Raw genomic sequence first — 19,556 nt, forward strand, 5'->3', positions numbered from 1 at the left:
CTGGTAGCGGACTTGTTCGAAGCAGTACCTGAGCTGGAGAAGCTGGTTTAATCCAGTTGCTTCACTTATAAAGAGCCCGGTCATCCGGGCTGTGGGGACGGGCGAAACACCGAGTGTTTCAGCTGGTTCTTCATGGCCTGAGTGATCGGGCTTTTTAGTGCCCTCGAATCGGCTTTGTGCAGAGGTTGTTTATGGATGTGCGTCAGGTGGGCAGGATGTTGCTGGGATTGGCACTGTTGCCGGTGCTGGCTGAAGCCGCAGGCAAGTGTGAGCGCCTGGTTGTAACCGGCAGCCCGGATGCGCCGCCTTATCTGTGGCGTGACCCTGCCGATCCGGGTCACTTGATCGGAGCCAGTGCCGACCTGTTCCAGCAGGCGGCCCAAGGGTTGGGCATCAAGGTTGAAGTGCTGTATGGCGGAAAACGTTCCGAGGCCCAGGACGAAGTGCGGGCAGGGCGCATGGACATGCTGCTGGATGCACCGCTGACGCTGGCCGGGCTCCTGTCTCTCGATTACATTCATCCACCCTTGGTGCGTAACGACTATCTGGTGTGGACGCGCAAGGCCTCGACCCTGGTCTATGAAACCCCCGCCGATTTGCATGGGCATGTCGGGGCGGTTTCGCAAAAGGCCCGTCTGAGCGAAACATTCGACACCTTTGCGCAGCAACAGTTAACCCTTGAGCGTCAGCCCGGGCTGACCCACGCTTTTCAAAAGCTGCTGCTTGGCGAGGTTGAATACGTGCTGGCAGGACGCTACTCCGGCAGGGCCACGGTACAAACCCTTGGCATTGCCGATGACCTCTTGCCGCGCCCGTTGCCCATCGATCAGCCAGGGCTTTTTTTGGCGGTTTCCCATGACTCGGCCTGCAATGAACCGTGGTTGCGCGGACAGCTCGCCAAAAAGATGACAGAATTGCGCACCTCCGGCCTGACCGAGGCGGCAGTGCAACGCAATCTGGAGCGGTGGAAAGCCCAGCTGCAACAACCGCTCAGCGCCCCAAAACAGTAGGAATACTTAGTGACGATTCGACCTCTTTTCGCTGCCCTTGCCGTTCTGGCTCTGGCGGGTTGTGCAGCCGATCCGGCGCCGAATGAACAATTGCGTTTGACCGGGCAAGCACTGGAGCAAGCCAGGGCTGTCGGTGCAAGTGCAGACGAAACGGCTGAGTTCAAGCAAGCCGAAAGCAAGCTGGCGCAAGCCCAGGCCGAGATGACCGAGCAATCCTTCAAGGACGCCCGCATATTGGCCGAGCAAGCGGAACTTGATGCGCGACTGGCTGAGGCCCGCGTACTGACACAAAAGAGCCAGGAGCAGTTGAACGTGCTCAATACCCGTATCGCGCGCTTGCGCAAACAGCTGGCGGAGGCCCAATGAGCCCTGAGTCCAGAGTGTTCAGCGCTGCGCTGGTATTCGGTTGCATCGGCCTGGCCGGTTGCGCCGGGCAGCACAGCAACGAGCAGGCCGTTCAGCAGGCCAGTGCTGATTTCCAGATCGTCAAGGAAGACAGCAACGTACTGCGCATCGCACCCAAGGATGTGATCCGGGCCGGTGAGTCCCTGGCCCGCGCTGACCGCCTGAGCAGTTACTGGGGCAGCGGCGCAGACGTGGCGCACTATGCCTATCTGAGCCAGCGCTACAGTGAAATTGCCCGTGAGCACACTCAGCAGGTGCTGAACGAAGAGCGTGCCGCCAAGCTCGAACTGGAGCGTCAGCGTCTGCAGCTGGCACTGCGTGAAGCCAAGCTGCTGAGCGTTCAGCAGCAGGGTCAATGGCTGGAGGAGCAAATCATCAGCCTGGCCACCACTGAAACCGACCGGGGTCTGGTCATGACGCTGGGCGATGTGCTGTTCGATACCGGTGAGGCCGACCTGAAAAACTCGGCCAACCGTACGGTGCTCAAGTTGGTGCAGTTTCTGCAATTGAACCCCAAGCGCGTGGTACGCATCGAAGGCTATACCGACAGTACCGGTGGCAAGGAAGACAACCTCAAGTTGTCCCGTGACCGTGCGCAGGCGGTGGCCAATGTGCTGATCGACCTGGGTGTCGACGACAAGCGCATTCAGGTCGAAGGCTATGGCGACCAGTATCCGGTGGACGTCAATGCCACCGAGCGTGGGCGGGCCCAGAACCGTCGCGTCGAGATCGTGTTCTCAGACGAAAAAGGTCAGCTCGGCGCCGCGCGCTAAGCCCAACAGCTGTTCAGCGCGCCGCAGATTGCAGAGAGCGACCTCCGCTCTTGAAGGGCCATCGGCCCTTTTCGCAGCCTGCGGCAGCGGCTACAAATCCCGTCCACTCGTTTTTCGCTCCGTAGCCGCTGCAACGCCTGGCTCGCACGCTCCCGATTTCATTAGCTTGCCCACCTGTACCCATACAGTTATCCCCCTATCAGGACTGTACTGCTCAGATGGGTGACAATTGTGCCCGTACACTTCTAAACTGTTCCGGTATTGTTCTTCACAAAAAATGCTTCATACAAAAATAAATGCCTGAACATCGAGTGCTGCGCAATGACCAATCTTTTGCTCTATCAACGTATTGCCCAGCAGTTGGCTGAAGACATCCGGCGTGGCGTGTACCAGCCGGGCGAGCGTGTGCCCTCGGTGCGAAAGATGAGTTCGCAGCTCAATGTCAGTCATGCCACGGTGTTGCAGGCCTATGCCAATCTTGAAGATCAGGGGCTGATCCGGGCGCGGCCGCAGTCGGGCTATTACGTGCACCAGACCCCCGCGCTGACGGCCCCCACGCCCGACATCGCCAGGGTTGAGCGTCCGGGGCTGGTCACCCGCAGCAGCATCATCCAGCAAGTCCTGGTCGAATCGCGCCGTGAAGGGGTGTTCCCGCTGGGCGCTGCAGTGCCGAGTGTCGATTACTTGCCCGTGCGTGCATTGCATCAGCAACTGGCCAAGGTCACGCGTTTTCATAGTCCGCGGGCGTTCAGCTACATGTTCAGCCCGGGGTTTGAACCGCTGCGCCGCCAGGTCGCCATTCGCATGCGTGATGCCGGTGTGGTGGTTGATCCTTCGGAAATCATCATCACCCACGGCTGCGTCGATGCGCTGCAAATGTCACTGCGGGTATTGACCCGTCCCGGTGACTTGATTGCGGCCGAGTCCCCGACCTATTACGGATTGCTGCAACTTGCCGATCTGCTGGGCTTGAAGGTCATCGAGATCCCGAGCGACCCGGCTACGGGAATGAGTCTTGAGGCGCTGCAGCTGGCCGCTAATCAGTGGTCGATCAAGGCGTTGGTACTGACGACGCGCTTGAGCAATCCATTGGGCGGCACGATGCCCGAAGAGCGACAAAAGCAATTGCTGCGCCTGGCGTCTGATTTCGATATCCAGATCGTTGAAGACGACATCTATGGCGAGTTGATGTTCGAGGTGGGGCGGACCAAGGCCCTTAAGGCCTACGACCGGCTGGATCGGGTGATTTACTGTTCGAGTTTTTCCAAAACCCTGTCACCGGGCGTGCGAATCGGCTGGATGATCGCCGGCAAGTTTCAGCAGGAGATCCAGCGCCTGCAAACCTTTACCACCCATTCGGCGTGCAGCGTGACGCAGATGGGCGTGGCGGCCTATCTTGAAAATGGCGGCTACGACCGTCATTTACGATACATCCGTCAGGAGTACCGGAAGAATCTGAGCGCGTTTCAGTTGGCGGTTCAGCAGTACTTCCCCGAAGGTACGCAAATGTCACGTCCCAGTGGCGGCTTCATCTTGTGGGTCAGCCTGCCAGGTCGGGTGAATACTCAAGAGCTGCATGTCCGGGCGCTGCAACAAGGCATCAGCATCGCACCGGGGCTGATCTTCAGTAACACCGAACAATTCAACCATTGCATACGCTTGAACTGCGGGATCCCGTGGAACCGCGAGGCTGAGCGGGCTTTGATGACGTTGGGCATGCTTGCCAATCAGCTTTGTCAGGAAGCTTCAGGCCTGTTTTGATCCTCCGGGTGGCTACCGCGGATGGCATTGTGCCAATATCTGACTTGTCACCCTGTGCGTAAAGCGCGAGCATACGCACCCCGGCCGTCAAAACTGTGGAGCCATGAAAGCGACCTATTGTGCGGGACTCATATTGGTGGGCATGCTGACCGCGCTTGGCGCTGATGCGGCAACAGCGTCTCAACCACCGTCTGTGACCACGGCCAGGGCGCATACCGCTTGCGCGACGGAAAAAAAAGCCGCAGCCAGTCCGAAAAAAGTACCGGCAAAACAGCGTGCACCCATCTCATCCAAATCCAGGTCCGCCCGTGAAATCGCCAAAAAGCGTTTGCCCAGCCCCCGGCTTGATTTAAGCTTGCCGCCAGAAATGGTCAGGCAGCTCCAGCCATTGGGTGCGGTGACGCAGCCCAAGCGCAAACGTTTGTTGCCGAATATGTTTGGTGAGAAGCCCCAGGCTGAAAGCCCTTTTCAGCTCAATGGGCGTTTGATCAACAATGAAATGAACCTTCAGCTACGCAATGAAGGGCGCGACAAGGAGATCGACGGCGCCGCCCTGGATTTCGAGTTCAAGCAATAAGTGCCGAGTGCTCGAAAACGGGCTTCCAAACTGACTGCTCAGTCACTGTCGTTTATCCGTACATTCTGCTGAACGGTCAATTTCAAACACCTGTTCCAGCGAGTACTATCCCTTGTCATCAACGCACTTTGCCCCGAATGAGGAGCTAACGTCATGAATTGCCGTGAAGGCTGTGGCGCTTGTTGCATAGCCCCTTCCATCAGTACACCGATCCCTGGCATGCCCAATGGCAAACCCGCGGGGGAGCGTTGCGTGCATCTCTCTGTCGATTATCTGTGCGGTTTGTTCGGGCAGCCGGAACGCCCTGACGTATGCGGTGCCTTCAAGGCGGATATCGAGGTGTGCGGCAGCAGCCGGGAAGAGGCTATCAATCTGATTGGCTGGTGGGAGCAAATGACCGCGGCCTAGTGCGTTGTTGTTCAATGAACAAACCTTCAACAATAAGGAATAAGACAATGGGTTCATTGCATCGAGTGGCATTGGCATGTGGTTTGAGCGTTCTGTTGACGGGCGTAGCTCAGGCAGAAGACTGGAAAGTCGCCAAAAACGAAGACGGCATCAAGGTGTCGCTGAGCGAAGTCCCCGGCTCCCAGTACAAGGCTTATCAAGGCGTCACGCTGATCAAGGCACCTATCACCACGTTGCGTGCCTTGCAAGAAGACGTGGCGGGCGCTTGCGCCTGGATTCATGAGTGCAAATCGCAAAAGCTGCTCAAGCATGAGGGCAACCAGAGCTGGACCTACACTCAGTTCAATACCCCCTGGCCTGTCACGGCACGCGACTCGGTGCTGAAGGTGACGACCACTGAAGGTGCCGATGGCAGCTTGACCCGCACACTCAAGGGCGAGCCCAAATACATCCCTGAAGAAAAAGGCTTCGTCCGTGTTTCTCAGGTCGAGGGTTTCTGGAAGTTTGTGCCCAAGGGTGATCAGACCGAAGTGACTTACCAGGTTCACACCGAGCCAGGTGGCAGCGTGCCGTCGTGGCTGGCCAACAAGTTCGTGGTCGATGCGCCGTTCAATACCCTCAAGGCCCTGAAAACACGCGCAGAGAAGTAATCCCTGCCATAGCGTGCCTGGCCCTGGACAGCGCATCTGTCCAGTTGCCAGGCCCCAATCCGCAGAATGTGGCCTGACCCGCACGCAAACGCGCTTATTTTCGTTTCTCCTCTTGGCAGAGATTACGCGCTGAGGCTACTCTGCAATCAGAGCAGCGAAGTAATCGACTGACTCTGATCTTGTTCGCTACATGCTTATTTCCTCCCCTGCATAGCCAATCTGTTGCTGTTGGGGGAGTGCTGAATGTCTATCCATTGCGAGGAGGACGTTTCATGAGCACAGCCCATCAAGAAGACCTCAGCAGCTATGTGCTGCGCCGCATGAAAGAAGGCGGTTTTGATTTTGCACGCATCCATCCCATTGAGTTTTACGCCGTATTCCCTGACGAGGAAGGCGCACGCAGAGCTGCAGGAAAATTTTGTGGTGAGTCGCTGAATGCCCAGATCAACGTGCGTGAAGACGGTGTCTGGCATCTGGAGTTAAGCAAGTTGATGTACGCCACTTATGGCGGCATTGGTGATTTTGAGCAGGACTTTGAGGCGGTCGTGGTACCGCTGGGCGGGATCATCGAAGGTTGGGGGGTTAAGCAGGAGGTGCGTGGCCTGCTGAACTGAATGCAGTGAAGTGAGATGCAAACGGCTGGCCTCAGGGCTGGCCGTTCTGGTTTTTACAAGGCGCTTCAGCGAGTGTCAGCCAGGATGCCACACCCTCTGTCATTTCCCGGCGGCAAACGTCTTTCAAGGCAGTGTGACCTTGCGCGTGGCCATGTGTCGCAAGTAACTGATCAACTGGTCGAGCTCCGTATCGGACAACACGCTCGGGTTAAAGCCCGGCATACGCGCTTGGGGCCAGTGTCGCAGGCTTTGCGGGTCGCGGATGTACTGTTGGAGAAAGTCGCCACTGAAGTACTCCGTCGGGTTGTGCGGAACATTCAGGTCGGGGCCGAATTGGGCGTCACCGGCACCGTTCAGGCGGTGACACGCCAGGCAATGCTTTTGGAACAGTGCAAACCCTTGATTGATGGGCGAGTCGGCTGCCAGCCGGGCGTCGGGACGCAAAGCCGGGAAACGTTCTGCAACGGGTGATTGGCGTGTGAAGCGGGCAACCTGAAACGGCCATTGCTCGGGGCTGATGTGGCTGGCTTGAGGGTTGGTCCACACCAGATAAAACGGACCGGCACTGGGCTTGCTCTGGCTCAGGGGTGGCCATGGCCGCGCAGGGTCTTCAATCGCCAGCCAGGCTTTTGCACCGCTTTGGCTCAGAAGTGGTGCTGCGGTCAGTTCGGCAGCAAATCCATCCAGCGCTACCGCTTGCAAGTGGTCTTCGGGTTTAAGGCCTTCAAGCAGTACCGACATGGGGATCGCCCGGTACGTCATGTCCCGCTTGTACGAAACATCATCGGCAACGTGCAGGGTTTGTGTAGCAGGGTGCAGCAGCAGGTCAGCGGTTTGCCAGGTGCGGCTGTGGTCACCCAGATCAAGCGTAAGTTGCGCCGCACACAGTGGCAGGCTGAAGAGGGCGGCGAACAAAAACATTATGTATTTCAATGGCTGATTGCGACCTCAGTCAATGGCAGTGTCACCGGGCGCCCGTTGCGCAGCGGTGGATGTGGCCGAACGCCCGCGCGCAACAGGCGCGGTTTCGGCTTGAAGAGAAAGGGTGGAGGCTGTCACTTTAAATCACAAGCGTCGCGTCGCAGACGATGGCCGATAAACTCGGGCAGACAGAGCCTTAGCCGATGACCTTGGTCAGATTCGGCAGAATCAGCAGCAAAGTGGTGGCAAAGAGAATAAGCCCGGCCTGACGTACTTTCGTGTGTTTGAACATGGCGATCCGCCTTTTATTGTTATTCCTGAACGACAACACGCCACATCAGGCGCTAAAGCCTGAAATAAATGCTGCGGTGGTTGATAAAGTTAACCTTAGAGCCCGTATAACACATGGCTTAGAACCCTTTCACATCATCCAGGTGCATTAGGTTTCTAAAACGCTATTAGAATTTTCGAGGTTGCTCTGTCAGCCCGTTGCTAGACGCAATGGATTGGGCAGGGAGGATAACGCTTAGGCTCCTACCGTTCGTCCGGGCGTGTTGAGCGAGTCGGTCCGGTCTGTGGCACTTGCCTTGAAATACGCTTTCGAGGCAGGCTCTGCAGTGCCGCTTTCATCTTTTTCGCCTTTTTCGTGCCAGGTACTTTTATGTCGCTACGCATCTGCATTCTGGAAACCGACATTTTGCGTCCAGAGTTTGTTGATCAATATCAGGGCTACGGACAAATGTTCGTGCGGTTGTTTTCCACGCAGCCGATTGCGGCCGAGTTCACGGTGTTCAACGTGATGCAGGGCGAGTACCCGGCGGACGATCAAGCCTTTGATGCCTATCTGGTCACGGGCAGTAAAGCCGACTCATTTGGTGCCGATCCCTGGATCCAGACCCTTAAAAGCTACTTGCTGACGCGTTACGAGCGGGGAGACAAGCTGCTGGGCGTGTGCTTTGGTCATCAGTTGCTGGCATTGCTGCTGGGTGGCAAAAGCGAGCGGGCCACTCAGGGCTGGGGCGTTGGCACCCATCAGTACAGGCTGGCTGCCAGGGCGCCCTGGATGACACCGGTGGTTGAAGCGTTGACGTTGTTGATCAGCCATCAGGACCAGGTCACAGCCCTGCCGGAAAACGCCACGGTGATTGCATCCAGTGATTTTTGCCCGTTTGCGGCTTATCACATCAATGATCAAGTGCTGTGCTTTCAAGGGCACCCCGAGTTCATCCATGACTATTCGCGGGCTCTGCTCGACTTGCGTCAGGAGCATCTGGGCGAGCAGATCTATAACACCGGGATTGCCAGCCTGGATCAAGGTCATCACGGTCAGACCGTGGCCGAGTGGATGATGCGATTTGTAGCCCACAAACCCCAGGTGTCGGCCTAAGTGCGGGCAGGCGCGTAGATCGCGCCTGCCCCGGTTACAGCCAGCCCGAGCGCTTGAAGCTGGTCCAGAGCCCTGTCACACCCACGGCAATAAAGCCCAGTACGCCAAAATAGCCGTAATGCCAGCTCAGCTCCGGCATGTTCTGGAAGTTCATTCCGTATATCCCTGCCACGGCGGTAGGGAAGGCGAGTATGGCCGCCCAGGCTGCGAACTTGCGCTGCACGTTGCTTTGCCGCGACGCCTCCAGCAGTACGACGATTTCAATGGTTTGGGAGGCGATATCACGCAGGGTGGTGAGGTCTTCCATCTGGCGGGTAACGTGGATCTGCACATCGCGGAAATACGGGCGCATGTTCTTATCAATAAAAGGGAAGGCCAGTCGCTGCAGCTCTTCGCTGATTTCAACCATAGGCGCCACATAACGTCGCAATCGCAGCACATCACGGCGCAGGGCATGCAATTGCACAATGTCGGCTTCATTGAGGGCGCTGCCCATGATGCTTTTTTCCAGCGCGTCGATTTCGGCGTGGATGGCTTCGCTGACGGGCAGGTAGCTCTCGGTCACGAAATCGAGCAGGGCGTACAGCACAAAGTCTTCGCCATGCTCCAGCAGCAGCGGGCGCGCCTCGCAGCGTGAGCGCACGGATTTGTATGAAGCAGAATGGCCGTTGCGGCTGGTGATGATGTAACCGTTGCCTGCAAAGATGTGAGTTTCGACGAACTCCAGTTTGCCCTCATGGCGAACGGGCGAATAGATCACGATAAACAGCGCATCGCCAAATGTTTCGAGCTTGGGCCGACTGTGTTGCTCAAGCGCATCCTCGATGGCCAGTTCATGCAGCTTGAACTGGCGTTGCAAGGTGTTCAGCTCTTGCGCGTCGGGTTGCTCCAGACCGATCCAGACGAAGTGGCCGGGCTTGTTAGCCCAGGCGATGCCTTCGTCCAGCGTGATATCGGTGACTTTTTTGCCCGCACTGTAGACTGCGGCAGCAATGACTCTCCCCATAGTTCTAATCGCTTCTTCTTCAAAGGGTTATGGCACAGGATGCAGCTTAGCGTGCAATGCCCCGTTTTGAGTCGAGAAACGTTCAGAGGTTCGGGTTAGATGCGGCGGTCTTGCTACCAGCCACGGGCGGCAGGCGGAGATTTTTTCGGGTAATCAGCTCGCGATCCATGGCTTCGATGCAGTCGAGCATCTGCTCACGGCACTGCGCCATCAGTGCGGGCATGTCATCCAGCGTCAGGCCGGTAGTTGGAATCGCCGGCAAGGAGCGAATCAGGATATCGGCACTGTGCCAGCGGTTGAGCTTCAGGTGCTGGCTGTAGGTGCTGACGCACACCGGTACGATCGGCACGCCGGCGCTGATCGCCATCTGGAATGCCCCTTTCTTGAACGGAAGCAGGGTTTTGCCCAGATTGCGCGTGCCCTCCGGGAAGACCCAGATCGAGGTGTCTTTCTCTTGCAGGGTGCGGGTGGTAGCCAGCATCGATTTGCGAGCTTTATGGGCGTTGCCCCGATCAATCAGTACGTTACCGGCCAACCAGAACAACTGGCCGAACAACGGTACCCATTTCAGGCTTTTTTTGCCGATGCACACGGTGCGGTAAGGCACCACGTTGCCGAACACAAACAAGTCATAGTTGGACTGATGGTTGGCGATGATCACGCAGCTCTGCGGTTTGTCCATCAAGGGGCCGACTTCGGCCTTGAGCTTGTAACCCAGGATCCATTTGGAGGGCCAGGCGTACAGGCGCGCGCACAGACGGCTGTTGTCCGGGTTAAAAGGGCGGCACATACCAAGTAATACACCGAGTACCCCAGCGATCATAAAATGCAGGCTCATCAACAACATACGTATCGAAAGTAGCATTTACAGACTCGCGAAAACAAAAGTTGGCGCAGTGTACGGATGTGCACTGTCTACGGCAATTACCCCGACACGTGTAGGAGATAGCGGATGTTTAAGCATATGTTTCGGCGAGGCTGGCGCGCGGCGGGGCAGGGGGGGCAGTCCGCAAGCGGCGGGAAGGGGCAGCAGATCCCGGCCGCTGGGGCAGCCGGGAGGTATTCTTCAGAGGCGCAACATTACAATTGGTGGTGTTGGTCCAGCTCGATCGCCTTGTCCAGGGTTTCCAGCAGCTCCTTGCGCACTTTGAGCTTGGTATTCTTGTGCGCCTTCATGTTGATCTTCTTCAATTGGCGCGCCACCTCGAGGGCGGTTGCCTGCAGCGCCTCGGGCGTGACCACCTGATCAAGGAAACCGGCGTCTACTGCACTGTGCGGGGTGAACATTTCGCCGTTGATAACCGAGCGATGGAAGGCCGACTTGCGCAACCGGTCACGGGCCAGCTCGATCCCGGCATGGTGCATGGTCATGCCGATTTGCACTTCATTCAACCCGATGCTGAATGGGCCTTCAACGCCGATGCGGTAATCCGCCGACAACAATAGAAATGCGCCTTTGGCCACGGCATGGCCAGGGCAGGCGACCACCACCGGGAATGGATGCGCCAGCAAGCGGCGAGCCAGGGTTGAACCCATACGCACCAGCTCAATGGCTTGCTGAGGACCGGCCGTCATCACCTTCAAGTCATAACCGCCCGACAGAATCCCTGGTTGCCCCGTGATAATGACCACGGCGCGATCCTGCTCGGCCTGATCCAGCGCGGTGTTAAACGCCGCGATCACATCCGGAGAGATAGCGTTCACCTTGCCATTGCTCAGGGTCAGGGTGGCGATACCGTCTTCCAGGAGATAGGAAATCAAGTCACTCATGGCGCAATTCCTTGTATTGAAGTGGAGCAGACGTTACCCAGCCCCACCGCGCAGGTAAAGCGCTAAGACTGACCAGTGAGTCAGGGAAATGGCCTTCACCTTCTATATAGACACCAGCGCTGCGGCGGCCGTACTGGCCAGCACCGCCTGCGGCAAGCCCGGAAAATGGCAGAATCACCCGCCATGCCCGAGTGGCAAAAACCTCGAGCCCCGTAAGCGCATGAAAATTCTGAAAAAAACATTTGTCATATCGAAAGCTTTCGACTACATTAGCGCGCCTCGACAGACAGAACATGTTTGAAGAGATACGGTGAAGTGTCCGAGTGGCTTAAGGAGCACGCCTGGAAAGTGTGTATACAAGAAATTGTATCGAGAGTTCGAATCTCTCCTTCACCGCCACATTCAGTACGCAAAACCCCCGGTCTTCCACGCGAAGCCGGGGGTTTTGTGGTTTCTGGCGCCTGAAAAAGGGCCTGTTCGATAGAGCTTAATCATGCTTGGCCCATCTTGGGTGTGAATAACCCCCTGCCAGGTGCGGGTCAGCCGCGGCTAATGCCAGTCCACAGGCGGACTTGTCCTCAACACTGAACCGCAACCCCTGCATTGGTGTGGAGTTTGTGGTCAAGGCGATATGCATCCCACCCTCCGGTAAGGCCCATCGGAGGCGTCTATGAAGGACGCTCGAGCCCTGTGAAGGTTTCCAATTGCTCCGGTGTCTCGAAGATCCGGGCAAGTACGGCATCCGCTGCAGCAGAGCCCAAGTGTGACTCGCAGTATTCGTGAGTCGAGGTCACCGCTCGTCGGTTGGGATGGGTTTTTCTAAACCTTTGCCGGCAGGTGCCTTCAGATTCGTTGCAGGGAATAAACCTGCCTTTTTCTGGAGGAAGCGATGAAAACCCCGAGTGCCCCTAAACGTTTTGTCACTGGCTGCGCATTGGCTTGCGCCGTATTCATGGCGGGGGCCGCTGTGGCTGCGACGCCGGCTGATTTTGTTGACGAGGCGTCTGCGGCAGGGATTGCGGAGATTGAAACCAGCCGCTTGGCGATTCAGAAAACCTCTGCCACGGATATCAACAGTTATGCGGTTGAGATGATCAAGGATCACACGGATGCCAATCGGGATCTTAAGGATCTCGCGCAAAGGCAGGGCCTGAAAGTGGCGAGCGAAGAGGAGGTGCTCGGCAAGGCCAGGAAAATGATGCTTGAGGTGCCGGAAGGCGAGTCATTCGATGCGGCCTATGTGGCCAATCAGATGAAGGCCCATGAGGAGGCAATTGCCCTGTTCAAAGAACAGATCGACAAACCCGGCTCGCCTGAATTGAAGGCTTTTGCCGAAAAGTACCTGCCTAAGCTGGAGATGCACCTGGACATGGCCAGGAAGCTGGCAGCTTCTCATATCAAGGGTAATACCGGCGTTTAGTGCTGCGCAGGCGAACGGTTGCACGGCAACCGTTGCGTCATGCGAGAGGTGGGTCAGACGGCGATGTCATTCAGCCCGCAGTATTCTTCCCAGCTCATTTCCAGCGCCTCGGCGACTTCCTGATGGACTTCGAGGCGCATGGCCGCGAGCTCTTCGGGCGAGCGGGCGATCAATTGCAGGGCAAGCTCCCAGGCTTCGATACCCAGGTCGTCGGCCTCATTCTCGAAGGCCCAGAGGATTTGCTGCTGGCGGTCTTCGGCGCTCAGCTCTTTCATTTCTTCGAGCAGTTCAGGGTGCGCCTTGATGAAAGTATCCAGGGCCAGTTCGTTACGGGATTCTTTAGGGGTCATGTGGCGTCTCGGATCGTTGGAACGGTCTGTGTGTGCAGACCGTCGTCAGGGCGTTTTCTCGCATGCTAGCGAGTTCGCCAAGTGATGGAAAGTGCCAGATAGGCAGTCAGTCGACGGGCTGCAGCTTGCTTTCTCGCTGCAAGGTGTAGCCCCAGATCGCCAGCGCCAGCGTAGCGACCACGGCCCCAACGATCACAATGCCGTCCCAGCCGTACGCGGGGTAGGTCTGAGCGCCGACCAGCGAGCCCAGTGCGCCGCCGATGAAATAACAGGTGATGTAACCGGCATTCAGGCGATTGCGCGCTGCCGGGCGGACTTTGAAGACGGCGTTCTGGTTGCTGACGTGAACCAGTTGGACAGCAAAGTCGAGTGCCAGCACGCCGATCAGCAGGGCCACCAATGAATGTCCGGCGAAGGCCATGGGCAGCCAGGAACCGAGCAGAACCATTAGCCCTACGGTGGTGGCCAACTGGCCTTTGCCGCGATCGGCCATGCGCCCGGCCCAGTTTGCGGCGATTGCGCCAACGGCACCCGCGAGTCCAAACAGGCCGATCACCGCGTCCGAGAAACTGTAGGGCGGTACGGCCAGCAAAAAGGCCAGCGGTGTCCAGAACAAGGCGAACAAAGAGAAGGTCAGCAGGCCCAGGATCGAGCGCAGGCGCAATATGGGTTCTTCGACAAACAGCTTGAACACCGACCCCAGTAGCGCCGGATAGCTCAGGCCGGCGCTGTGGTGGTGCCGGGGCAGGCCGCGTTGCAGTGCAATGGCGCTGATAAACATCAGGCCTGCAGCCACCAGATAAATGGTTCGCCAGTCACCCGCCGATGACAATGCGCCGGCCACGGTGCGTGCCAGCAAAATGCCCAATAACAGGCCGCTCATCAAAGTGCCGACCACGCGGCCGCGGCTCGACGGGTCGCTAAGGCTGGCGGCCATGGGCACCAGCACCTGGGCCGAGACTGAAAATAATCCGGTCATGGCCGTGCCGATCAGGAGCCAGGTCAAGGAGGGCGCAAAGGCGCTGAGCAGCAAGCCCAGCGCGCTGAGTACCGTCATGCTGACGATCAGCCGACGCTGCTCGAACAGGTCGCCCAGCGGAACCAGTAACAGCAAGCCCGCGCCGTAACTCAATTGCGCGGTGATCACGACGGTACCTGCGCTGCTCATGCCCAGACCCAGCTCTTGAGCAATGGTGTGCAGCAAGGGTTGCGCGTAATAGTTACTGGCGACGGCCAGGCCGGTGGCGATCGCCATCAGCAGGATCAGGGCCGTGCTCAGGGGTTGGGTAGCGGGTGCGGAATCAGACATTGGCTGTCTCGTTGGCGTGAGAGAGCGGGGGAGTATCGGGAATGCCTGCCTTGAATGTCACTGAATATGTCAAAGAATTTTGCTTTTTGAAGCGCGAAGCCCCTCGTCGAGACGATGAGGGGCTTCGTGTGTTGCACAGCCTTTTCGATAACATCGCCGCAGGCGGTATTAAAAAAGGGCGTTGAATGCGTTAGTTACGGCGCCCCAACAGCAGGCCCACCACCAAGCCGAAGCCGGCCGAGATGGCCACGGTCTGCCACGGATGGCCGCCGATATAGCTTTCTGTCGCGTCCACCACAGGTTTGGTGCGCTCACGCACATTATTCACCGAGTCCAGCGCCTGCTTGAGCTTGAGGCCAACCTGCGCCCGCAGGGTTTCACCCTCTTCGCCGACCAGTGACGCGCTGTCCTTGAGCAGTTTGTCAGATTCGGCAATCAATTCTTGCAGCTCGCTGAACGCTTGATCCTTGATTTGATCTTCAGCGGCTTGTACGGCATTTTTTCGAGCCATTGCGGTACTCCTTGCAGGTGAATAGGGTGATGAGTAATGGAGTCAGGCCCGTGCTAAAAAGTTGCATCTGTTTTTGGGCCGGTCTGGAGCTTGAGCTGACAGCGTAGTTAAAAACCAGACTGAGACAGTTCTTTTGAAGGTGTAAGATGTCGCCTAATTTACGCCGCAGGAAATCCTCATGAGCTTTAACCTCGCCAACAAGCCTCTCGCTGAGCGTGCTGCACTGGAAGACGAAAAGTCCCGTTTGTACGACCTTTGGCAGAGCAATCTGGGCAAGGCCAAAGGCGACGCGGCGCGTTTGTTCGGTGAGCGCGCCAAGCGCAAGGGCAAATGGGCTGAATGGGTTCGTTCGGAACTGGACGCGATGTCGCCCCCGGAATACGCCAATATGGTACGCAGTGAAGTCAATCGCCTGATGGCCGCCAAGTAACCGGATACGCCTTAACAGGCTTTTGCAGGGGTTGCCCTCAATCAACCACGCAGACGGTAAACCCCTGCGTCACGCCGCCCACGTTGATCCACACCTCATCATCCTGTTGCTTGCCCAGCAAGGCCGCGCCGAGGGGGGAGCGCGGGGTGATGACGGTGATCGTGTGTCCGTCGTGGCTGAGCTTGAGGCCGGCGGCATCCGGTGCCAGGAATAACCACTGCTCACTGCCGTTTTCGGCCTGCAGGTTCACCAGCGCACCGATTTGAATGCCGTGCGCAGCGTTGCAGGGGGCGAGATTCATGGCCTGGCAGTGCTTGAGTGCCTGGCGAATTTCCTCTACCCGGCGTGCCTGGCCCGTGGCCAGATAAGAGGCTTCAAGCCCGAGGGTGTCGTATTTGTTCTCGGCTACGTTTTCTTCGTGTGTGGCAGCTTCGTAGGCGGTTTGCGCTGCGCGTTGCAACACGTCGAGGTCAACTTCAAGCTTTTCCAGCATCAGCAGGTAGACGGCGTTCTTGTTCATGGGTCGTGGGTTTCAATAGGGGCATGGCCGCCGCTTGGCAGGCGCTGGGTTCAGGCGAGCGAGGATTGTCGCACGAGCGCCCGGCAGATGACCTGCCTTCAGCTTTCGGTATGGGTCGATTCATACGGACAATCAATTTTTTAATGTAGGAAACCCGGAATGAAAGCCTCCTGGGATATTTTTTGCAGTGTGGTCGATAACTACGGCGACATTGGTGTGACCTGGCGTTTGGCTCGACAAATGGTGGCCGAGCATCAGCAGGCGGTCAGGCTGTGGGTTGACGATTTGCAGGCATTCGTTGCGCTGTGCCCCGACGCGGATGCCACGGCGCTGCGGCAAACCCGGCAGGGCGTCGAGGTGTGCCAGTGGCCGCTGCAGTGGCCGTCCTCTGTAGAGGTTGCCGATGTGGTGGTCGAAGCGTTCGCCTGCAAGTTGCCCGAAGGCTATCTACAGGCAATGAAGGTCCGCGAAAAGCCGGCACTGTGGATCAATCTTGAGTATTTGAGCGCTGAGGACTGGGTCAGCGGTTGTCACGGGTTGCCGTCCTTGCGCCCGGATGGCCTGAAGCGCATGTTCTTCTTCCCGGGGTTCGAGGCGGGCACCGGCGGTCTACTGCGTGAGGCCGACCTGATCCAGCGTCGGCGAGCGTTCGAGCAGGATCCACGGGCGCGAAGCGAGTTTTTGCGGGGGGTGGGTGTGTTCCCGGCCGACAATGCCCGGCTGATTTCCTTGTTTGCTTATGAAAACGCCGGCCTGGCCAGTTGGCTGGATGCGATGGCCGCGGGCAGCGTGGCGACGCATCTATTGGTGCCTCAGGGCCGGATCATGGGTGATCTGTTGCGCTGGCTTGGGGTCAGCGAACTGCCGCTCGGAGCAGTTGAGCAGCGGGGATCGCTGGTGATCCAGGCCTTGCCGTTCGTCCGCCAGGAAGACTACGACCACATTTTGTGGAGCTGTGACTTCAACGCGGTGCGTGGCGAAGACTCGTTTGTCCGGGCGCAGTGGGCGGGGCGCCCGCTGCTGTGGCATATCTATGAGCAGGAAGAGGACGCGCACTGGGTCAAGCTCAATGCGTTCCTCGACGTCTACCTCAAAGGTCTTTCACCTGCCGCAGCACAGGCGTTTAATGCCCTCTGGCAAGCCTGGAATGCAGGCTCGGACATGGGGTGCGCGTGGAATTCGACCCTTGAACACTGGCCGGAGCTCACTGCGCATGCCGAACGCTGGTGTCTACAACAGTCTTTACAGGCTGATCTTGCGCAAGCGCTAGTACACTTTTATCGAAATTGGCTATGATACGCGGCCTAGATTTTTGTAAATCTCAATCCAAATTCGGATACTCGCAATGAAAACTGGTAAAGAGCTTAAACCCGGTACAGTCATCAAGCTCGAAAACGACCCTTGGTTGGTTCAGAAAGCTGAATTCACCAAGTCCGGTCGTAACAGCGCAATCATGAAGACCAAGCTGAAGAACCTGCTGACTGGCTACAAGACTGAAATCGTATACAGCGCTGATGACAAGCTGGATGACGTGATCCTGGATCGCAAAGAAGCGACCCTGTCCTTCATCAGCGGCGACACCTACACGTTCATGGACACCACTGACTACACCATGTACGAGCTGAACGCTGAAGACATCGAAGCCGTTCTGCCATTCATCGAAGAAGGCATGACCGACGTTTGCGAAGCAATCTTCTTCGAAGAGCGTCTGGTTTCCGTAGAGCTGCCGACCACTATCGTGCGTCAGGTTGACTACACCGAAGGTTCCGCTCGCGGTGACACTTCGGGCAAGGTGATGAAGCCTGCCAAACTGAAAAACGGTACCGAGCTGAGCGTTGCAGATTTCGTTGAAATCGGCGACTGGATCGAAATCGATACCCGTGACGGTGGCTCCTACAAGGGCCGCGCCAAGGTTTAAACCTTGCGTTAACCGCACCACTGAAAAGCCCGGCCTCACTGCCGGGTTTTTTTTGCCCCGGATAATCTGCGCAGCTCCGGATTTGAGCTTTGCCGCTGACAGGCGACTGGGTAGCATGGTCATTCACAGTGAGGGGGCGCAATGCTGATCGATTTTGCAATGTACACAACCTTGGGCATCGTTCTGGGCGCGATGGGCGGTTTGTTCGGGATTGGCGGCGGTCTGATCGCGATTCCGGTGCTGGGGTTGTGGTTTGGCCTGGATCAGCAGATTGCACAAGGGACAGCACTGGTCATGTCGGTGCCCAATGTGTTTGTCGCGTTGTACCGCTATCACCAGCGAAACCGCATTGATTTGCGCCAGGCTTTGCCGCTGGTGGTGATGAGCTTTTGCTTCGCCTGGCTGGGCTCGATGCTGGCTGTCGGGCTGGATGCGCGGAGTATTCGCTGGGGGTTTATTGGTTTTCTGCTGGCGATAACGCTCTACAACCTGATCAAACTCTACGGCGAACCTGCCCGGCCAGTGACGGGAGCACGCTATGGCTGGCCCTGGTTTGGCGTGCTGGGGGCGGTGGCCGGTACCACAGGCGGTTTGTTCGGTGTGGGTGGGGCCGTAGTGGCGGCACCTGTTTTGACCAGCGTCTTCGGCACTTCCCAAGTGGTCGCCCAAGGGCTTTCGCTGGCGCTGGCAGCGCCGAGTACCAGCGTGACGCTGCTCACTTACGCAGTGCATGACGAGGTCAATTGGCTGATGGGCGTGCCGATGGCCGTGGGCGGCATGCTGAGCATCAGTTGGGGAGTGAAAGTGGCCCACGCGCTGCCCGAACGTAAGCTGCGCGGCTTTTACTGCGCCTTTTTGCTGCTCTGCGCAGCATTGCTCGCGATCAAGATTTAAAACCGTCGACGATGTACTGCGCAAAGCATTCGATGATGGGGGAGGCGGTGCTGTTGGGGTTGCGCAGCAGCACAATGCTGGCCGACGGCAATCGGGGAAGGTGTTCTTCCTCGCCAATCACCCTCAGGTCCGGTGTCAGCAAGCTCTCAAGCTGCGCCGTTACGGCCAGACCGGTGCTCACGACCGCATTGATCGCCGCCAGACTGGCGCTGGTGTAAGCCACCCGATAGGCGCGGCCCATGACGTCCAGCGCATTGCAGGCCCAGGTCCGGCAAAAACAGTCGGTATTGAACATGGCCAGGGGCAGCGTCGCTTGTTCGTGAGGTGAAAAACCCTGAGCCACCATCCATACGAAGCGTTCCTGGCGCAGGATCTGGCCCACCTCGCTGCCGGGTTCGCGAGTGACGATGCTCAGGTCCAGATCATTGCGTTGCAGCAGGTTCGCCGAAGGCTCGCAGTGAACCTCAACGTTGATCAACGGGTAGTCCTGGGCGAAGCGCGCCAGTACGCCGGGCAAAAAGCGCATCACATAATCATCGGGCGAGCCAATCTTGACCGTTCCCACCATGTGCGGCTGGCGCAGCGTGTTGAACACTTCACTGTGCAGCTTGAGGATTCGCCGTGCGTAACCAAGCAGCACCACACCTTCGGCTGTCAGGGTGACATTGCGGCCCTCACGCTGAAACAGGGCACATTGCAGTACATCCTCCTCCAGGCGTTTCATTTGCATGCTCACCGCCGACTGCGTGCGATTGACGACATCGGCTGCACGGGTAAAGCCGCCATGGTCGGCAATTGCGGCGAACGTGCGCAGCAGGTCGGTATCGATGCTGGGGAATTCGGCCATTGATCAATCTCGCAGATGAGTCACATAAGAAACATTCGTTGGATTGATCTTATGCCCGGGTTGAGACTTGAGCCA

The 19,556-nt window shown here is 57.7% G+C and carries 25 protein-coding genes and 1 tRNA gene; 17 read left to right on the forward strand and 9 right to left on the reverse strand.

Features of this window, described 5'->3' with window-relative positions; translation table 11 throughout:
• Nucleotides 1-191: 191 nt before the first annotated feature.
• The 8 genes from AWM69_RS13430 to AWM69_RS13465 all read left to right on the forward strand — a co-directional run bounded on the left by AWM69_RS13430 (nucleotide 192) and on the right by AWM69_RS13465 (nucleotide 6,198).
• Nucleotides 192-1,010, forward strand: a complete 819-nt coding sequence (locus AWM69_RS13430; RefSeq protein WP_218727137.1) for an ABC transporter substrate-binding protein — start codon at nucleotides 192-194, stop codon at nucleotides 1,008-1,010.
• 9 nt (nucleotides 1,011-1,019) lie between these two features.
• A complete protein-coding gene (locus AWM69_RS13435; RefSeq protein WP_218727139.1) occupies nucleotides 1,020-1,376 on the forward strand; it encodes a DUF4398 domain-containing protein in 357 nt (118 codons plus the stop codon).
• A complete protein-coding gene (locus AWM69_RS13440) occupies nucleotides 1,373-2,188 on the forward strand; it encodes an OmpA family protein (protein WP_131655265.1) in 816 nt (271 codons plus the stop codon). Before AWM69_RS13435 ends, AWM69_RS13440 begins: the two co-directional genes overlap by 4 nt.
• Nucleotides 2,189-2,509: 321 nt before the next feature.
• The gene (locus tag AWM69_RS13445; RefSeq protein WP_218727141.1) at nucleotides 2,510-3,949 is read left to right on the forward strand and encodes a PLP-dependent aminotransferase family protein; all 1,440 of its coding nucleotides are present in this window, start codon (nucleotides 2,510-2,512) and stop codon (nucleotides 3,947-3,949) included.
• Between the two features lie 103 nt (nucleotides 3,950-4,052).
• On the forward strand, nucleotides 4,053-4,526 hold the full coding sequence (locus AWM69_RS13450) for a translation initiation factor 2 (RefSeq protein WP_218727143.1): 474 nt from the start codon (nucleotides 4,053-4,055) through the stop codon (nucleotides 4,524-4,526).
• A 153-nt stretch (nucleotides 4,527-4,679) separates the two neighbouring features.
• Nucleotides 4,680-4,934, forward strand: a complete 255-nt coding sequence (locus tag AWM69_RS13455; RefSeq protein ID WP_131655263.1) for a YkgJ family cysteine cluster protein — start codon at nucleotides 4,680-4,682, stop codon at nucleotides 4,932-4,934.
• Nucleotides 4,935-4,981: 47 nt separating this feature from the next.
• Complete coding sequence (locus AWM69_RS13460) at nucleotides 4,982-5,584, forward strand: START domain-containing protein (protein WP_131655262.1); 603 nt, start codon at nucleotides 4,982-4,984, stop codon at nucleotides 5,582-5,584.
• Between the two features lie 272 nt (nucleotides 5,585-5,856).
• Nucleotides 5,857-6,198, forward strand: coding sequence for a ribonuclease E inhibitor RraB (locus AWM69_RS13465; protein WP_131655261.1), 342 nt, complete (start codon nucleotides 5,857-5,859; stop codon nucleotides 6,196-6,198).
• Between the two features lie 123 nt (nucleotides 6,199-6,321).
• Here AWM69_RS13465 and AWM69_RS13470 read toward each other — a convergent pair whose 3' ends face one another.
• Nucleotides 6,322-7,119, reverse strand: a complete 798-nt coding sequence (locus AWM69_RS13470; protein ID WP_218727144.1) for a cytochrome c — start codon at nucleotides 7,117-7,119, stop codon at nucleotides 6,322-6,324.
• Nucleotides 7,120-7,780: 661 nt separating this feature from the next.
• On the opposite strand from AWM69_RS13470, the gene AWM69_RS13475 reads away from it, so the two are divergent.
• Nucleotides 7,781-8,506 (forward strand): amidotransferase, encoded by a 726-nt coding sequence (locus AWM69_RS13475; RefSeq protein WP_218727146.1) that lies wholly within the window; start codon nucleotides 7,781-7,783, stop codon nucleotides 8,504-8,506.
• Nucleotides 8,507-8,540: 34 nt separating this feature from the next.
• On the opposite strand, the gene AWM69_RS13480 is transcribed toward AWM69_RS13475, so the two are convergent.
• The 3 genes from AWM69_RS13480 to AWM69_RS13490 form a co-directional block, all read right to left on the reverse strand.
• On the reverse strand, nucleotides 8,541-9,512 hold the full coding sequence (locus AWM69_RS13480; protein ID WP_218727147.1) for a magnesium and cobalt transport protein CorA: 972 nt from the start codon (nucleotides 9,510-9,512) through the stop codon (nucleotides 8,541-8,543).
• Between the two features lie 82 nt (nucleotides 9,513-9,594).
• Nucleotides 9,595-10,377 carry a 1-acyl-sn-glycerol-3-phosphate acyltransferase gene (locus AWM69_RS13485; RefSeq protein ID WP_218727149.1) on the reverse strand — a complete coding sequence of 261 codons (783 nt, stop codon included), beginning with the start codon at nucleotides 10,375-10,377 and terminating at the stop codon, nucleotides 9,595-9,597.
• Nucleotides 10,378-10,592: 215 nt separating this feature from the next.
• On the reverse strand, nucleotides 10,593-11,282 hold the full coding sequence (locus AWM69_RS13490) for a crotonase/enoyl-CoA hydratase family protein (RefSeq protein ID WP_218727151.1): 690 nt from the start codon (nucleotides 11,280-11,282) through the stop codon (nucleotides 10,593-10,595).
• A gap of 88 nt (nucleotides 11,283-11,370) precedes the next feature.
• On the opposite strand from AWM69_RS13490, the gene AWM69_RS13495 reads away from it, so the two are divergent.
• From AWM69_RS13495 to AWM69_RS13505, 3 genes are all read left to right on the forward strand, one after another.
• Nucleotides 11,371-11,583 (forward strand): hypothetical protein, encoded by a 213-nt coding sequence (locus tag AWM69_RS13495; protein ID WP_218727152.1) that lies wholly within the window; start codon nucleotides 11,371-11,373, stop codon nucleotides 11,581-11,583.
• Nucleotides 11,584-11,591: 8 nt separating this feature from the next.
• Nucleotides 11,592-11,681, forward strand: a tRNA-Ser gene (locus AWM69_RS13500).
• A gap of 490 nt (nucleotides 11,682-12,171) precedes the next feature.
• Nucleotides 12,172-12,702, forward strand: coding sequence for a DUF4142 domain-containing protein (locus AWM69_RS13505; RefSeq protein WP_131655358.1), 531 nt, complete (start codon nucleotides 12,172-12,174; stop codon nucleotides 12,700-12,702).
• A gap of 53 nt (nucleotides 12,703-12,755) precedes the next feature.
• Here AWM69_RS13505 and AWM69_RS13510 read toward each other — a convergent pair whose 3' ends face one another.
• Nucleotides 12,756-13,052: a DUF6388 family protein gene (locus AWM69_RS13510; RefSeq protein ID WP_218727154.1), complete on the reverse strand. Its 297-nt coding sequence runs from the start codon at nucleotides 13,050-13,052 to the stop codon at nucleotides 12,756-12,758.
• 106 nt (nucleotides 13,053-13,158) lie between these two features.
• Complete coding sequence (locus tag AWM69_RS13515) at nucleotides 13,159-14,361, reverse strand: MFS transporter (RefSeq protein ID WP_131655357.1); 1,203 nt, start codon at nucleotides 14,359-14,361, stop codon at nucleotides 13,159-13,161.
• 41 nt (nucleotides 14,362-14,402) lie between these two features.
• Between AWM69_RS13515 and AWM69_RS13520 the strand changes: the two genes are divergently transcribed.
• On the forward strand, nucleotides 14,403-14,546 hold the full coding sequence (locus AWM69_RS13520; protein WP_218727156.1) for a hypothetical protein: 144 nt from the start codon (nucleotides 14,403-14,405) through the stop codon (nucleotides 14,544-14,546).
• 5 nt (nucleotides 14,547-14,551) lie between these two features.
• Here the strand turns inward: AWM69_RS13520 and AWM69_RS13525 are convergent, their stop codons facing one another.
• The gene (locus tag AWM69_RS13525; protein WP_048382286.1) at nucleotides 14,552-14,872 is read right to left on the reverse strand and encodes a YqjD family protein; all 321 of its coding nucleotides are present in this window, start codon (nucleotides 14,870-14,872) and stop codon (nucleotides 14,552-14,554) included.
• 178 nt (nucleotides 14,873-15,050) lie between these two features.
• Here AWM69_RS13525 and AWM69_RS13530 point away from each other — a divergent pair, with 178 nt between their 5' ends.
• Nucleotides 15,051-15,302 (forward strand): hypothetical protein, encoded by a 252-nt coding sequence (locus AWM69_RS13530; RefSeq protein ID WP_003446553.1) that lies wholly within the window; start codon nucleotides 15,051-15,053, stop codon nucleotides 15,300-15,302.
• 37 nt (nucleotides 15,303-15,339) lie between these two features.
• Here the strand turns inward: AWM69_RS13530 and AWM69_RS13535 are convergent, their stop codons facing one another.
• Complete coding sequence (locus AWM69_RS13535; RefSeq protein ID WP_218727158.1) at nucleotides 15,340-15,822, reverse strand: GreA/GreB family elongation factor; 483 nt, start codon at nucleotides 15,820-15,822, stop codon at nucleotides 15,340-15,342.
• Nucleotides 15,823-15,981: 159 nt separating this feature from the next.
• Between AWM69_RS13535 and earP the strand changes: the two genes are divergently transcribed.
• From earP to AWM69_RS13550, 3 genes are all read left to right on the forward strand, one after another.
• Nucleotides 15,982-17,118: an elongation factor P maturation arginine rhamnosyltransferase EarP gene (gene earP, locus AWM69_RS13540; protein WP_218727159.1), complete on the forward strand. Its 1,137-nt coding sequence runs from the start codon at nucleotides 15,982-15,984 to the stop codon at nucleotides 17,116-17,118.
• Nucleotides 17,119-17,167: 49 nt separating this feature from the next.
• Entirely contained in the window at nucleotides 17,168-17,740 is a 573-nt protein-coding gene (locus AWM69_RS13545) for an elongation factor P (protein WP_048382289.1), read from the forward strand.
• Nucleotides 17,741-17,881: 141 nt separating this feature from the next.
• Complete coding sequence (locus AWM69_RS13550) at nucleotides 17,882-18,634, forward strand: sulfite exporter TauE/SafE family protein (protein WP_131655354.1); 753 nt, start codon at nucleotides 17,882-17,884, stop codon at nucleotides 18,632-18,634.
• Here the strand turns inward: AWM69_RS13550 and AWM69_RS13555 are convergent.
• Nucleotides 18,624-19,481 carry a LysR substrate-binding domain-containing protein gene (locus tag AWM69_RS13555; protein ID WP_048382291.1) on the reverse strand — a complete coding sequence of 286 codons (858 nt, stop codon included), beginning with the start codon at nucleotides 19,479-19,481 and terminating at the stop codon, nucleotides 18,624-18,626. The genes AWM69_RS13550 and AWM69_RS13555 overlap by 11 nt on opposite strands.
• Nucleotides 19,482-19,556: the final 75 nt, after the last annotated feature.

This window comes from Pseudomonas sp. D1HM, from assembly GCF_019266105.1.
GTDB lineage: Bacteria > Pseudomonadota > Gammaproteobacteria > Pseudomonadales > Pseudomonadaceae > Aquipseudomonas > Aquipseudomonas taetrolens.